This is a genomic window from Streptomyces sp. NBC_00249 (assembly GCF_026342355.1).
In the GTDB taxonomy this organism is placed as follows: Bacteria; Actinomycetota; Actinomycetes; order Streptomycetales; family Streptomycetaceae; genus Streptomyces.
Window position 1 is genome coordinate 448,074 of record NZ_JAPEMV010000007.1, and the last position, 13,460, is coordinate 461,533.

The 13,460-nt window shown below is 73.2% G+C and carries 16 protein-coding genes; 10 read left to right on the forward strand and 6 right to left on the reverse strand.

Annotation, left to right across the window (positions count from 1 at the left end; translation table 11 throughout):
* Positions 1 to 158: 158 nt before the first annotated feature.
* Positions 159 to 311 carry an SCO1431 family membrane protein gene (locus OOK31_RS29425; RefSeq protein ID WP_267090391.1) on the forward strand — a complete coding sequence of 51 codons (153 nt, stop codon included), beginning with the start codon at positions 159 to 161 and terminating at the stop codon, positions 309 to 311.
* Here the strand turns inward: OOK31_RS29425 and OOK31_RS29430 are convergent.
* Together OOK31_RS29430 and OOK31_RS29435 are read right to left on the reverse strand one after the other, a co-directional pair.
* Entirely contained in the window at positions 308 to 517 is a 210-nt protein-coding gene (locus OOK31_RS29430; RefSeq protein WP_267090392.1) for a hypothetical protein, read from the reverse strand. The genes OOK31_RS29425 and OOK31_RS29430 overlap by 4 nt on opposite strands.
* Positions 508 to 774: a DUF6230 family protein gene (locus OOK31_RS29435; RefSeq protein WP_323188267.1), complete on the reverse strand. Its 267-nt coding sequence runs from the start codon at positions 772 to 774 to the stop codon at positions 508 to 510. The genes OOK31_RS29430 and OOK31_RS29435 overlap by 10 nt, the downstream gene beginning before the upstream one ends.
* A gap of 40 nt (positions 775 to 814) precedes the next feature.
* Here OOK31_RS29435 and OOK31_RS29440 point away from each other — a divergent pair, with 40 nt between their 5' ends.
* Together OOK31_RS29440 and OOK31_RS29445 are read left to right on the forward strand one after the other, a co-directional pair.
* The gene (locus OOK31_RS29440; RefSeq protein WP_267090393.1) at positions 815 to 1,513 is read left to right on the forward strand and encodes a TetR/AcrR family transcriptional regulator; all 699 of its coding nucleotides are present in this window, start codon (positions 815 to 817) and stop codon (positions 1,511 to 1,513) included.
* A gap of 147 nt (positions 1,514 to 1,660) precedes the next feature.
* The gene (locus OOK31_RS29445; protein WP_267090394.1) at positions 1,661 to 2,833 is read left to right on the forward strand and encodes an acyl-CoA dehydrogenase family protein; all 1,173 of its coding nucleotides are present in this window, start codon (positions 1,661 to 1,663) and stop codon (positions 2,831 to 2,833) included.
* Between the two features lie 98 nt (positions 2,834 to 2,931).
* On the opposite strand, the gene OOK31_RS29450 is transcribed toward OOK31_RS29445, so the two are convergent.
* Positions 2,932 to 3,120, reverse strand: a complete 189-nt coding sequence (locus OOK31_RS29450; RefSeq protein WP_267090395.1) for a hypothetical protein — start codon at positions 3,118 to 3,120, stop codon at positions 2,932 to 2,934.
* A gap of 273 nt (positions 3,121 to 3,393) precedes the next feature.
* On the opposite strand from OOK31_RS29450, the gene OOK31_RS29455 reads away from it, so the two are divergent.
* The 3 genes from OOK31_RS29455 to OOK31_RS29465 all read left to right on the forward strand — a co-directional run bounded on the left by OOK31_RS29455 (position 3,394) and on the right by OOK31_RS29465 (position 6,464).
* Positions 3,394 to 4,056, forward strand: a complete 663-nt coding sequence (locus OOK31_RS29455; protein ID WP_267090396.1) for a hypothetical protein — start codon at positions 3,394 to 3,396, stop codon at positions 4,054 to 4,056.
* Positions 4,057 to 4,217: 161 nt separating this feature from the next.
* A complete protein-coding gene (locus OOK31_RS29460; protein WP_267090397.1) occupies positions 4,218 to 5,354 on the forward strand; it encodes a hypothetical protein in 1,137 nt (378 codons plus the stop codon).
* Between the two features lie 12 nt (positions 5,355 to 5,366).
* Positions 5,367 to 6,464 carry a phosphotransferase family protein gene (locus OOK31_RS29465; RefSeq protein ID WP_267090398.1) on the forward strand — a complete coding sequence of 366 codons (1,098 nt, stop codon included), beginning with the start codon at positions 5,367 to 5,369 and terminating at the stop codon, positions 6,462 to 6,464.
* A gap of 6 nt (positions 6,465 to 6,470) precedes the next feature.
* Here the strand turns inward: OOK31_RS29465 and OOK31_RS29470 are convergent, their stop codons facing one another.
* A complete protein-coding gene (locus OOK31_RS29470) occupies positions 6,471 to 6,911 on the reverse strand; it encodes a hypothetical protein (RefSeq protein ID WP_267090399.1) in 441 nt (146 codons plus the stop codon).
* Between the two features lie 217 nt (positions 6,912 to 7,128).
* Here OOK31_RS29470 and OOK31_RS29475 point away from each other — a divergent pair, with 217 nt between their 5' ends.
* The 4 genes from OOK31_RS29475 (at position 7,129) to fxsA (ending at position 11,261) form a co-directional block, all read left to right on the forward strand.
* Complete coding sequence (locus OOK31_RS29475; protein WP_267090462.1) at positions 7,129 to 7,569, forward strand: Lrp/AsnC family transcriptional regulator; 441 nt, start codon at positions 7,129 to 7,131, stop codon at positions 7,567 to 7,569.
* A 255-nt stretch (positions 7,570 to 7,824) separates the two neighbouring features.
* Positions 7,825 to 9,462 (forward strand): amidohydrolase, encoded by a 1,638-nt coding sequence (locus OOK31_RS29480; RefSeq protein ID WP_267090400.1) that lies wholly within the window; start codon positions 7,825 to 7,827, stop codon positions 9,460 to 9,462.
* Positions 9,463 to 9,790: 328 nt separating this feature from the next.
* On the forward strand, positions 9,791 to 10,558 hold the full coding sequence (locus OOK31_RS29485) for a polyprenol monophosphomannose synthase (RefSeq protein ID WP_267090401.1): 768 nt from the start codon (positions 9,791 to 9,793) through the stop codon (positions 10,556 to 10,558).
* A gap of 97 nt (positions 10,559 to 10,655) precedes the next feature.
* Positions 10,656 to 11,261: an FxsA family membrane protein gene (fxsA, locus tag OOK31_RS29490; protein WP_267090402.1), complete on the forward strand. Its 606-nt coding sequence runs from the start codon at positions 10,656 to 10,658 to the stop codon at positions 11,259 to 11,261.
* 76 nt (positions 11,262 to 11,337) lie between these two features.
* Here the strand turns inward: fxsA and OOK31_RS29495 are convergent, their stop codons facing one another.
* Positions 11,338 to 11,712, reverse strand: coding sequence for an RNA polymerase-binding protein RbpA (locus OOK31_RS29495; RefSeq protein ID WP_007262928.1), 375 nt, complete (start codon positions 11,710 to 11,712; stop codon positions 11,338 to 11,340).
* A 359-nt stretch (positions 11,713 to 12,071) separates the two neighbouring features.
* Entirely contained in the window at positions 12,072 to 13,442 is a 1,371-nt protein-coding gene (locus OOK31_RS29500) for an MFS transporter (RefSeq protein WP_267090403.1), read from the reverse strand.
* Between the last annotated feature and the right edge of the window lie 18 nt (positions 13,443 to 13,460).

The window sequence follows — 13,460 nt, forward strand, 5'->3', positions numbered from 1 at the left end:
CGCGGGCACGGCGTGCCCGTAGGCCTGCGGGCCCCGGCCCCTCCCCTTCCCGGGGAGCGGCCGGGGCCCGCGGCCGGGCGGGGCGCCGCGGGTGACGGGCGCCACCAGTGACGATCGTCTCTACCGCGAAAGCCGCGAACGCTGGCACATTGGACGGCATGACCGCACACACCGCCACCCTCTCCGCCCGCGCCCGCCGCCTCGTCGGCACCGGCGGCCCCAAGGAAGACTCCTCCTGGCTGGAGCACGTGCTCGGCTGGACCCTGGTGGTCGTCCTCGCCATGTTCGTCACCCAGGTCGGCTGGCTCTAGCCCTGCTGGAGGGAGTCGGCGGCGAGCCCGTACTCCCGGCCGCCGTCGCGGCCGCGCAGGCGGTAGCCGCGCAGCGAGGCCGCGGCCATCTTCAGCACCAGCACCTTGCGCGGGGCTCCGCCGGCCAGCAGCACCAGCAGCAGCCCGCCCCAGAACGGCCGGGTGCGGCGCCACGCGCGCAGCCGCTCCCGCGGACCTAGAAGCACGTCTGTCCGTCCAGGCTGACGTCGAGCTTCATCCCCTTGAGCCCGAAGTTCCCGCCGGTCGCGGACCGGGCGTGCGACTTCACGCCCACGACCTCGATGTTCCCGGCCTGGAGCCCGAACCTGCCCGGCTCGCCCTCGACCCCGTCCACCCGGTCGAGGGTGGAGGCGTCCCGGCCGATCCCGGCCCGCCCTGCGCCATGCGCGGGGGACCGCGCGGAGGAGTAGCGCGAAGCGAGCGCGGCGCACAGGTCTGCCATACTGCGGGCATTCTGTGGCAGTTCGAGGCTAGGGCCGAATTTGAATAATAGTCAACAGCGCGGTGGGACCGGCCGGTCGCAGGTCCGGAAGGCCGAACTCATAGCCATCGGCCGCAAGTTGTTCGCCGACACCTCGTACGACGCCCTGTCCGTGGACGACATCGCCCAGCACGCGGGCGTCGCCAAGGGCCTCATCTACTACTACTTCAAGAGCAAGCGCGGCTACTACCTCGCCATCGTCGAGGACTCCGTCGCCGAACTCGTCGCCCGCGCGGGCGGGGAGCCGGACCTGCCGAACGCCGAGCGCGTGCGCCGCACCATCGACGGCTACCTGCACTACGCCGAACACCACCAGGCCGCCTACCGCACCATCGTCACCGGCGGGGTCGGCTCCGACGCCGAGGTCCTCGCCATTCGCGACGCGGTCCGCGAGGAACTGGTGGGCACCATAGCCGAGGGCGCCTACGGGCGCCGCGCCGTGCCCCCGCTGGCCCGGCTCGCGCTGGTGGGCTGGCTCTGTGCGGTGGAGGGCGTCACCCTCGACTGGATCGGCGGCCTGGACCGGGAAGGGCAGCCCGGCAAGGCCGAGGTCGGCGCCCTGCTGGTGCGCCAGCTGCGGGCCACTCTGGCCGTGATCGAGGAGTTCGCTCCGGATTGCCCGGCTCCGCCCGCAGTCGAGGAGATCGCGACCGGCCCCGACGATCATCGAAATCAAGTACCGGTGACGGAAAGCGCCTGATCGGGCATACTCGACCCGCCGCAGCCGCTGTTCGAGCCCTCCCGTGATCCGGGAGGGCAGCATCGGCTGTGAGAGCACCGAGATCCGGCGGCGCGTCCCACACCTCACGCGTCGCCGCCGTGCCCGACGAGGGAGGAGAGCGCCGCCATGAACGACCGCGCCCCAGCACCGGTGGACCGTCAGCTGCCCACCGAGGAGTCCCGGGACCTCCTCGCGCTCGTACGCGACATCGCCCAGCGGGAGATCCGCCCCCGGGCCGCCGACGAGGAGGAGACCGGCCGGTTCCCCCGCGAGGTCTTCACCCTGCTGTCCGAGGCCGGCCTGCTCGGCCTCCCGTACGCCGGCGAGTTCGGCGGCGGGGAGCAGCCGTACGAGGTCTACCTCCAGGTCCTCGAGGAGCTCGCGGCCGCCCGCCTGACCGTCGGCCTCGGCGTCAGCGTCCACTCCCTGGCCTGCCACGGCCTCGCCGGGTACGGCACCAAGGAGCAGCGCACCGCGCACCTGCCCGGCATGCTCGGCGGCGGGCTGCTCGGCGCCTACTGCCTGTCCGAGCCGGCCGCCGGCTCGGACGCCGCCTCGCTCACCACCAAGGCGGTCCGCGACGGCGACGAGTGGGTGATCACCGGCACCAAGGCCTGGATCACCCACGGCGGCGTCGCCGACTTCTACACCGTCCTCGCCCGCACCGGCGCCCCGGGCGCCAAGGGCATCACGGCCTTCCTCGTCCCGGGCGACGCCCCCGGCCTGACGGCGGCCGTCCCCGAGAAGAAGATGGGCATGAAGGGCTCGCCCACCGCCCAGCTGCACTTCGACGGCGTACGCGTCCCCGACGCGCGGCGGATCGGCGAGGAGGGCCAGGGCTTCTCCATCGCGCTCGCCGCCCTCGACGCGGGCCGGCTGGGCATCGCGGCCTGCGCCGTCGGCGTCGCCCAGGCGGCACTGGACGAGGCGCTCGCCTACGCGCTGGGCCGCAAGCAGTTCGGCCACCCCATCGCGGACTTCCAGGGGCTGCGGTTCATGCTGGCCGACATGGCCACGAAGATCGAGGCCGGCCGCGCCCTGTACCTGGCGGCGGCGCGGCTGCGGGACGCGGGCAAGCCCTTCTCCCGCCAGGCGGCGATGGCCAAGCTCTTCTGCACCGACGCGGCGATGGCCGTCACCACGGACGCGGTGCAGATCCTCGGCGGCTACGGCTACACCGCGGACTTCCCGGTGGAGCGGCTGATGCGCGAGGCGAAGGTGCTCCAGATCGTGGAGGGCACCAACCAGATCCAGCGCATGGTGATCGCCCGCCACCTGGCCGGCCCGGAAACCCGCTGACGGCTCCCGCGTGGAACTCGCCCTGCGGCCGGCCCTCGACGCCTTCCGCGGGGCCTGCGGTTTCCGCCCGACGGTGGCGTGAGGGCCCGGGGGCGGTGTCACGGCCCGTCGGGTCCGCCGAAGAGGGGTCCGCTCGGCCAGATCGGGGACGAGGCGATCCGGGACCACTCCGGATCGCGCCGACCCGGCAGCGTCCGGCCGTCGGCGGCCCAGCGGGCGAGCAGGGCGCCGTAGATGGGCGGATCGGGGTGCCGGTGGTGCGCGGCCTGCTGGGCCGACGGCTGCATCGGCTGCTGAACCGACTGCTGAACCGATTCTTCGTAACCGGGCGGCGTGGGGCGGCGCCGACGCCCCGTTCTCGGCGTGGCCGATTCGAGTGTGGTCATGCAGGGCCAACGCGGGAGCGGACGCACGGGTAACCCCTCGCCGCTCGCGCCCATCCGTTCGACCCTTCCCACCGCCTGCGGCACCCCCTCGGGCCTGTCGTCAGACTCCCGTCTGCCCCCCGGGCGACGACGGGAGTCTGACGACAGGCCCGAGGGGTCGGAGATCATGGCCTGATGCGTACACACCACGCCGTACCGGTCGCCCTGGCGGTCGCCGCCCTCCTCGCCCTCACCGGCTGCCAGGACGCGAAGCCCTCCGGAGCGGACGGGGCCGGTCCCGCCCCCGCGAAGCCCGCGGCGTCGGCCTCGGCCTCCGCCTCCGCCTCCGCCCCGGCGAAGGGCAGGGCCCCCGTCCTCGCGAAGCAGGGCACCATCCCCGACCTCGTCGGCAAGGGTCTCCAGGCCGCGCAGGACCAGGCGCAGGCGGCCGGTTTCTACCGCCTGGCCTCGCACGACAGCCTCGGCCGCGGCCGGGCCCAGGCGTTCGACCGGAACTGGAAGGTCTGCTTCCAGAGCCCCGGCCCCGGCGTCTCGGACACCGACGTCCGGATCGACTTCGGCGCGGTGCAGCTCGAAGAGACCTGCCCGGCCTCGGACCCCGGCCTGCCGTCGGCGGCGCCCGGCACGATGCCGGACTTCTTCACCAAGTCCGTGAAGGCCGCCCGGGCCGCCCTGCCGTCCAACACCAGCTTCACCGTCAAGGACGCGCGGGAGGACCGGATGGTCCTCCAGGAGACGAACTGGCAGGTGTGCGCCCAGCTCCCGAAGCCCGGCACCCCCTTCAACGGCCAGCCGGTGGAGCTGCACGTCGTCAAGTTCGGTGAACTCTGCTCCTGACCCCCGGCACGGGGGTGGGGCGACGGCCCCTCGGCTCCCTCCACGATGGCTCGCCGTGCCGCGCTGTCAGGGTGTGCCAGAACTCTGGCCCCGGGCGCGGTGTCTGACGTACCGTCATATCCGCCGAGTCGCAGCCCACCCCCGTGCCCAGGAGGTTTGCCATGCCCGCGGACCGTCCCGTCCCCCTCGACGAATACCCCGTCCACCAGGCCCCGTTGTCGATGAAGCACCTCGTCACCGGCGACCGGAACGCCTACGACCGCTGCATCTTCCACGTCTTCGACCACACCGGCCGCGCCGTCCTGATCCTCGGCCTCGGCGTCTACCCCAACGCCGGGATCATCGACGCCTACGCCACCCTCCGCCTCGGCGACGAACTCCTCGCCGTCCGCGCCTCCGACGCCCTCACCGACGACCGGATGAACCTCTCCGTCGGCCCGCTGCGCATCACCGTCGACGAACCCCTCAAGCGCATCACCCTCCGCTGCGAGCCCGACCCCGCCGACCCCGGCGGCCTCTCGTACGAGATCACCTGGACCGCCGAGTTCCCCGCCGTCTGGGAGCCCCACCACACCCAGCGCCGCGGCGACCGCCTCATCCTCGAAGGCCGCCGCTTCGTCCAGGCCGGCAACGTCACCGGCACCCTGCGCGCCCGCGGCGAGGAGTTCACCCTCACCCCGGGGGAGTGGACCGGCACCCGCGACCGCAGCTGGGGGGTCCGCCCGATACCCGGCGAGGACGGCGGCCGGGCCGCGGAGGAACACCGCCCCGAGGGCTTCCACTGGCTCTGGATCCCCGTCCGCTTCGAGGACCGCTTCCTCATGGTCATCGCCCAGGAGGACGCCGACGGCCACCGCACGCTCAGCGAGGCCGTCCAGGTCTTCCCCGAGGACAGCGGCCGCCACGACGTCCAGCTCGGCTGGCCGCACACCGAGATCCGCTACCGCCCCGGCACCCGCCACCCCGAGACCGCGGTCGTCCACCTCACCGACCCCTCCCGCAAGCCCCTCGAACTCGGCGTGGAGGTCCTCGCCTCCTCCCCGCTCGCCGTCGGCGCCGGCTACCCGCCCGCCACCGACTGGCAGCACGGCACCTGGCAGGGCCGCGGCTGGACCGACCGCCGTACGTACGACCTCTCCGACCCGGCCGCCCACCCCATGGCCGCCTTCGGGGTCACCGACCACGCGGCCCGCTTCACCCTCGACGGCCGCACCGGCTTCGGCATCTTCGAGCACGGCAGCTTCGGCCGCCACGACCCCAGCGGCTTCGCCGACTACTCCTCCGTCGCCCCGCACTGAAGGAGCCCGCCCATGGCCACGGCACCACGTCCCCGCACCTCCACCCGGGAGCCCGAAGAGCTCGGCCGCCGCCTCGCCGCCTGGCTCGCCACCCGGCTCCCCGGAGCGAAGGTCACCAACACCTCCGTACCCGGCTCCAACGGCATGTCCAGCGAAACCCTGCTCTTCGACATCGAGCACCCCGGGGCCCCCGTCCGCGCCTGTGCCCTGCGGCTGGCCGCCGACCCGGCCGCCTACGCCGTCTTCCCCGCCTACGACATGCCCCGCCAGCACCGGGTGATGGACCTCGTCGCCCACCACACCGACCTGCCCGTCCCGCGCGTGCTGTGGCTGGAGGAGGACCCGGCCCCGCTCGGAGCGCCGTTCTTCGTCATGGCCCGCGCCGAGGGCCGCGTACCGCCCGACGTCATGCCCTACACCTACGAGGGCAACTGGCTGCACTCCGCGACCGACGCCGAACGCGCCGCGCTCCAGGAGGCGAGCATCTCCCTGCTGGCCCGGCTGCACGACCAGTTCCCCGCGAAGGAGGCCGAATTCCTCCTCCCGCCCGGCCAGGGCAGCCCGCTGCGCCGCCACGTCGAAGCCAGCCGCGCCTACTACGCCTGGGTCGTCGAAGGCCTGGCCCCCTCACCCCTGCTGGAGCGCGCCTTCACCCGGCTGGAGGAACTCTGGCCCGCCGACGAAGGGCCCGCCGTCCTGAACTGGGGCGACGCCCGCATCGGCAACGTCATCTACGCACCCGACGGCTTCGAACCCGTCGCCGTCCTCGACTGGGAGATGGCCGCGTACGCCCCGCGCGAGGTCGACCTCGGCTGGACCGTCTACCTGCACCGCTTCTTCCAGGACCTCACCGTGAGCTTCGGGCAGCCCGGCCTGCCCGGCTTCCTGCGCCGCGAGGACCTGGAGCGCCGGTACGCGCAGCTCACCGGCCACACCCCCCGCGACATGGAGTTCCACACCCTCTACGCGGCCCTGCGGCACGGGATCGTCATGCTGCGCATCGCCTACCGGCAGGCGCACTTCGGCGAGGTCGAGATCCCCGCCGACCCCGACGGCCTGATCCTGCACCACGCCAGCCTCGCCGGCATGGTGCAGGGGACGTACTGGTAGCCGGACTCAGGCGGCCTGTGCGTGCTGGCGCATCTGCGGCAGCGTGGCCGACTCCGACGCGAGCGGACGCGAGCCCGGACCGCCGACGTGCGAGAAGGGCTGCGTCCGCCAGTCGAGGCCCTGCGGGAGGGTGAGGTGGACGACGTCCAGCTGCTGCTCCGGCTGGAGCACGCCCACCGTCGGCAGCGCGTCCGACACCGGCCGGCCCGTACCCGCGCACACCGTGAGCCCGAAGGGGTTCCACGGGCTCAGGCACAGCGCGTGCTGCGGAAGGTGCTCCTCGTCCGCGACGAGGGCGATCGGCTGTCCGCAGTCGGGGCAGATCGCGTGGTGGATCTCGAAACCGTCGGCCTGATCGAGGTACTCCCCGTCGTCCGCCGCGTAGTCGTCTGCGAGAAGTTCCAGGGGCTCCGGTTCGGTGCGACCGGCGCGCTTGGTGTTCAGCATGGATGTACTCCCCCTTGGGTGGGCCGGGCGGGCAGGTTCTTCGGCCACGGCCACACCAAGCACTTCCCGCCGTACGGCACGAGTAACCACCACAACGGGGTGTACGCCCGTACACGCCTGTGGCCTTGGTCACATGCCCGCCGCAGGTGCCACTTCTACGTGGACACCGCTGTGCCGGAAGCGGTCCTGGGCAATAGGTTGAGCGGCTATGAGCGCAATGGAGGAGCTGGACCGCCAGATCGTGGATCTGCTCGTACGGGACGGGCGGATGAGCTACACGGACCTGGGCAAGGCCACGGGCCTGTCCACGTCGGCGGTCCACCAGCGAGTACGCCGCCTGGAGCAGCGCGGCGTGATCCGCGGCTACGCCGCCGTGGTCGACCCCGAGGCCGTCGGGCTGCCGCTGACCGCCTTCATCTCGGTCAAACCGTTCGACCCCAGCGCCCCGGACGACATCGCCGACCGGCTGGCGGGCGTCCCCGAGATCGAGGCCTGCCACAGCGTCGCCGGCGACGAGAACTACATCCTGAAGGTCCGCGTGGCCACCCCCCTGGAACTGGAAGACCTCCTGGGCCGCCTCCGAGCCCTGGCCCACGTCTCCACCCGCACCACGGTGGTCCTCTCCACCCCCTACGAATCCCGCCCGCCCCGCATCTGACGAACCCGGCTCCGCAGCCGTATCCAGCCCCGCCGGACCTCCGCGGGCAAATCCAGCCTCGCCGGACCTTCGCAGCCCAATCCAGCCCCGCCAGGGGGCACCTCCCAGCGGTAGCTGGGGGAGTTTGAGGCGCGGGGGCCCGGGGGCGGAGCCCCCGCAACGGCGCCGCACACGGACGGGGTCCGGGCGCAGCCCGGGCTCCGCACCCCCGCCCCCGGTAACGGCGCGGCCAGCGCAGGGGCGAGACTGGTCCCCATGACCGACCGCACCCCCTCCGCCACCGCCGCCGGAGCCCCCGCCGCCGCCCCCACCCGTACCGTCCTCCTCCGCGGCGGCGAGGTGCACAGCCCCGCCGACCCCTTCGCCACCGCGATGGTCGTCGAGCGCGGCCACATCGCCTGGGTCGGGTCGGAAGGCGCGGCCGACGCCTTCGCGCAGGGCGTGGACGAGGTCGTCGACCTGGGCGGCGCCCTCGTCACCCCGGCCTTCACCGACGCCCACGTGCACACCACCTCCGCCGGCCTCGCCCTCACGGGCCTGGACCTGACGGGGGCCCGCTCGCTCCCGGAGGCGCTGGAGCTCGTACGGGCGTACGCCGCGCGCCGGCCGGCCGACCGGGTGCTCCTCGGGCATGGCTGGGACGCCGCCCGCTGGCCGGAGCGGCGCGCCCCGCGCCGGGAGGAGCTGGACCGGGCCACCGGCGGGCGCCCCCTCTACCTGAGCCGGATCGACGTCCACTCGGCGGTGGTGACCACCGCCCTGCTGGAGCTGGTCCCGCAGGTGCGGCCCCTCGGCGACGAGCCGCTGACCCGGGACGACCACCACGCCGTGCGGCGGGCCGCGCTGGCCGCCGTCACCCCGGCCCAGCGCGCCGAGGCCCAGCGGGCCGCCCTGGACCGGGCCGCCTCCCTCGGCATCGGCTCCGTCCACGAGTGCGGCGGCCCCGACATCTCCTCCGCGGAGGACTTCACCGCCCTCCTGGAACTCGCCCGCGAGCGGCCCGGGCCCCGGGTCTTCGGCTACTGGGCCGACCGGGACCTCGACCTGGCCAAGGCCCTCGGGGCCGTCGGCGCGGCCGGTGACCTGTTCGTGGACGGGGCCCTCGGCTCCCACACGGCCTGCCTGCACAGCCCGTACGCCGACGCCTCCCACACCGGGACCGGCTACCTCGACGCCGCCGAGGTGGCGGCGCACGTCGCCGCCTGCACCGAGGCGGGCCTCCAGGCCGGCTTCCACGCCATCGGGGACGCCGCGATCACCGCCGTGGTGGAGGGGGTCCGGGCGGCCGCCGAGAAGGTCGGCCTGGCCCGCATCCGCGCGGCCCGGCACCGCGTCGAGCACGCGGAGATGATGACCCCGGCCACGGTCGCCGCCTTCGCGGAGCTCGGTCTGACCGCGTCCGTGCAGCCCGCGTTCGACGCAGCCTGGGGCGGCGAGGACGGCATGTACGCGGACCGCCTGGGCGCCGAGCGCGCCCGCACGCTCAACCCGTACGCGGCGATGCTGAAGGCCGGTGTCCCGCTGGCCTTCGGTTCGGACGCTCCCGTCACCCCGCTCGACCCGTGGGGGACCGTCCGCGCGGCCGCCTTCCACCGCACCCCCGAGCACCGGATCTCCGTACGGGCCGCCTTCACCGCGCACACGCGGGGCGGCTGGCGGGCGCTGGGCCGCGACGACGCGGGGGTGCTGGTGCCGGGCGCGCCCGCCGACTACGCGGTCTGGCAGACCGAGGAGCTGGTGGTCCAGGCACCCGACGACCGGGTCGCCCGCTGGTCCACAGACCCCCGTTCGGGCACCCCCGGACTGCCCGGTCTGAGCCCCGGCGGGGAGCTTCCGGTGTGCCTGGCGACGGTCGTCGGCGGCCGGGAAGTATTCGTACGGCCACAGGGGTGATCCGCCGGGCCTCGGTTCGGTGAGGGCGGCCGGACCCGGATAGGTTCGGCCGGGTCCACCACAGGACGTCCGTACCGGACGGATCCGTCCGCGCAGCGCGCCCGCGCCTCGGGGGCGAGGGAAGGTTTCGCCGGGCGGCGGGGTGGCCCCGGATCGGGGTCCGGCGGTCCAGTAGACAACGGTCCCGGTCGTCCGCAGCCAGCGGGAGCCGGTCCGGCCCGAAGGACCGTCGGCCCCGATCGCTGTTCTAAAATCATCCCGCAGTGACGGTATGGACGAAGCGGGCCGGACCGGGCCCGGCTGGACGAACAGCACGCAAGGGGACCCAGTGAGCGACGGCGGACAGCGGACCTACGGACCGCTCGGCACCACCCTGGTGATCATTCCGACGTACAACGAGGCGGAGAACATCCCGCTGATCGTGGGCCGGGTCCGCGCGGCCGTGCCCGAGGCGCACATCCTCGTCGCGGACGACAACAGCCCCGACGGCACGGGGAAGCTCGCCGACGAGCTGGCCGCCGCCGACGACCACGTCCACGTCATGCACCGCAAGGGCAAGGAAGGTCTCGGCGCGGCCTACCTCGCGGGCTTCGCCTGGGGCCTGGAGCACGGCTACGGCGTGATCGTCGAGATGGACGCCGACGGCTCCCACCAGCCCGAGGAGCTGCCCCGCCTGCTCACCGCCCTGACCGGCGCCGACCTGGTGCTGGGCTCCCGCTGGGTGCCGGGCGGCCGGGTCGTCAACTGGCCCAAGAGCCGCGAGTTCCTCTCGCGCGGCGGCTCCACCTACTCCCGGCTGATGCTGGACGTCCCGATCCGCGACGTGACCGGCGGCTACCGCGCCTTCCGCCGCGAGACCCTGGAGGGGCTCGGCCTGGACGAGGTCGCCTCGGCGGGCTACTGCTTCCAGGTCGACCTGGCCCGCCGGGCCGTCCGCAAGGGCTTCCGCGTCGTCGAGGTGCCCATCACCTTCGTGGAGCGCGAGCTCGGCGACAGCAAGATGAGCAAGGACATCGTGGTCGAGGCCCTGTGGCGGGTCACGCAGTGGGGCTTCAAGGAGCGCACCGCCAAGCTCACGGGCAAGCGTCCTGCCTGATCAGAGCCCTGATCAGCGCCCTGCGCGGAACCCTTAGGGGATGTCCGGTACCTCCGGCTGAGGTCGTTCTTAACCGGGCCCGGGCACACTGGATGCTATGACGACCGGCATTGGACCACTCGGGAAGGGCACTCCGACGGCCCCCCGGCGGCGCTCGCCCGCCCGTACCTTCCTCCCCCTGGCGGTCGCCGCCTGGCTGATCCTGGAGATCTGGCTGCTCAGCCTGGTCGCCGGATGGGCCGGCGGGGTGACCGTCGCCGCGCTGCTCGCGGGCGGGCTGGTGCTGGGCGGGGTGGTCATCAAGCGGGCCGGGCGCCGGGCCTTCAGGAACCTGACCGACAGCGTCCAGCAGGCCCAGGCCCAGGCGATGGCCGGCGAGGTGCCGACCGCCCCGCAGCCCCCCAAGGGCTCCGGCAACGGCATGACCATGCTCGCCGGGCTCCTGCTGATCATGCCCGGCCTGATCTCGGACGTGGCGGGGCTCCTGCTGCTGCTCCCGCCGGTACGGGCCTTCGCCGCCCGCCGCGCCGGGCGCACGCTGGAGCGCCGCATGACGGCGGCCTCCGCCCCGGGCGGCCTCGGCGACGCCTTCACCCAGGCCCGGATCCACTACCCCGACGGCAAGGTGGTCCCGGGCGAGGTCGTCCGCGAGGACGGGCCCTCCGGCCCGGACACCACGTACCGCCCGCCGCTGGCCCCGTAGGAAAAGCGAAAGCCGAGGGGCCCCGCCACATCGCTGTGGCGGGGCCCCTCGGCTTTTTCGTGCTTCCGTCCGCCTGTTACGCGGACTTGCGGCTGTCCCGCGGATGCACGGCAATGTTCATGGCGCCGGAACGCAGGACCGCCAGCCGTTCGGCCAGCACTTCCTCCAGCTCCTCGCGGGTGCGTCGCTCCATGAGCATGTCCCAGTGCGTTCGCGCAGGCTTGCCCTTCTTCTCTTCGGGCCCGTCCCCGTCCACCAGGAGTGCCATGGCGCCGCAGGCCTTGCACTCCCACTCCGGCGGAATTTCTGCCTCAACCGAGAACGGCATCTCAAATCGATGTCCGTTCTGGCATGCGTACTCCACCGCCTGGCGCGGGGCCAGATCGATGCCGCGGTCCGTCTCGTAGCTGGTAACCACGAGCCGCGTACCGCGGAGAGCTCGCTCACTCATGAATCGTGCCTCCCGGGCTTGTCGCCCACAGGACAGGTGTCGCTGTCGTCGTCATCCGGTCAACGTCCGGTCGGCGGTATAGATTCCCGCTCCGGGTCATGCGTCGCCCGTCGTGCCGCCCCTTGTTGTACCCACCAATGCCCGTTTTGTCACATCTGGCAGCAGATGTCACCCAACGTCTACACTTCTTAAGCGCGCAGTAACGGTCCGCCTGGCAGGCCAAAGGCGTACACTACCGGCCCTTCGCTCGAACGTCGAAATTCGTTCGGAATTCGTTCGTGGGTCCGGGTCCGGACGGGTGTCCGGAGCAAGTGATTCCGGCCCGGAGGCCGGGCCGGGCCCCACTCCCGGACCCGGGCTCAGAGGCGCTCGGGAACAGGATTGCCCGCCGCCTCCACCGCGCGCCGCACCGGCACCCGCGCGAGCAGCACGAAACCCAGTGCGAAGAAGACCACCAGCGAGACGATCGCGTCCCGGTAGCTGCCCGTGAGCTGGTACGTCAGGCCGAAGACCAGCGGTCCCACCCAGCTCAGGCCCCGGTCGCTCATCTCGTACGCCGAGAAGTACTCGGCCTCCTTGCCCGCCGGCACCAGGTGCGAGAACAGCGAGCGTGACAGCGCCTGGCTGCCGCCCAGCACCAGCCCGATCATCGCCGCGAGCGCGAAGAACCACGCCGGGGTCCGGGCGGGCAGGAAGTACCCGGCGGCCAGCGTCAGCGTCCAGGCGCCCAGCGAGCCGAGGATCGTCCGCTTGGCGCCGTAGATCCGCGCCAGGCGCCCCATGCCCAGGGCGCCCGCCACCGCCAGGACCTGCACCAGCAGCACGGCCCCGATGAGCGTGGACTGCTCCAGCTCCAGCTCCTCGGAGCCGTAGACCGAGGCCTGCGAGATCACCGTCTGCACGCCGTCGTTGTAGATCAGGTACGCCAGCAGGAACGACAGGGTCAGCGGGTAGCGCCGCATGTCCTTCAAGGTGGCCACGAGCTGCTTCCAGCCGCTGACGGCCGGCCCCGCGCCGGGCTCGCGGACCACGGCCCGGTCCCGCAGCCGGCGCAGCGGCACCAGCGCGAACGCACCCCACCACAGGCCCGCGGAGGCCAGGCAGATCCGTACCGCCATGCCCTCGGACAGGCCGAAGGAGTCGTGGGCCGTGTAGAGCACCAGGTTCAGCACGAGCATCAGGGAGCCGGCGGTGTAGCCGAAGGCCCAGCCCCGCGAGGAGACGGTGTCCCGCTCGTCCGGCGTGGAGATCTGCGGCAGGTAGGCGTTGTACAGCACCATCGAGACCGACAGCGCCGCGTTCGCCACGATCAGCAGCAGCCCGCCGAGCAGGTAGCGGTCGCCGCCCAGGAAGAACATCCCGGCCGTCGCCGCGGCGCCCGTGTACGCGGCCGCCGCCAGCAGCGGCTTCTTGCGCCCCGTCCGGTCCGCGGCGGCCCCCACCAGCGGCATCAGCAGGACGGCCAGGAGCACCGAGGCCGACACCGAGTAGGCGAAGAAGGAGCCGGCCCGCACCGGGATGCCCAGCGGGTGCACGTACCCCTCGGCGTCCGCGGCGGCCTTGGCCACCGAGGTCAGGTACGGCCCGAGGAACACGGTGAGCACGCTCGCCGAGTACACCGAGACGGCGAAGTCGTAGAAGTACCAGCCGTGCTGTTCCCGCCGGCGCGCGGCGGCGGCTCTGCCGTCCTCCTCGCCGGATTCCGCTTCGATGTCCGTCCGCTCGGTCATGAGCGCCCCCTCGCTGGT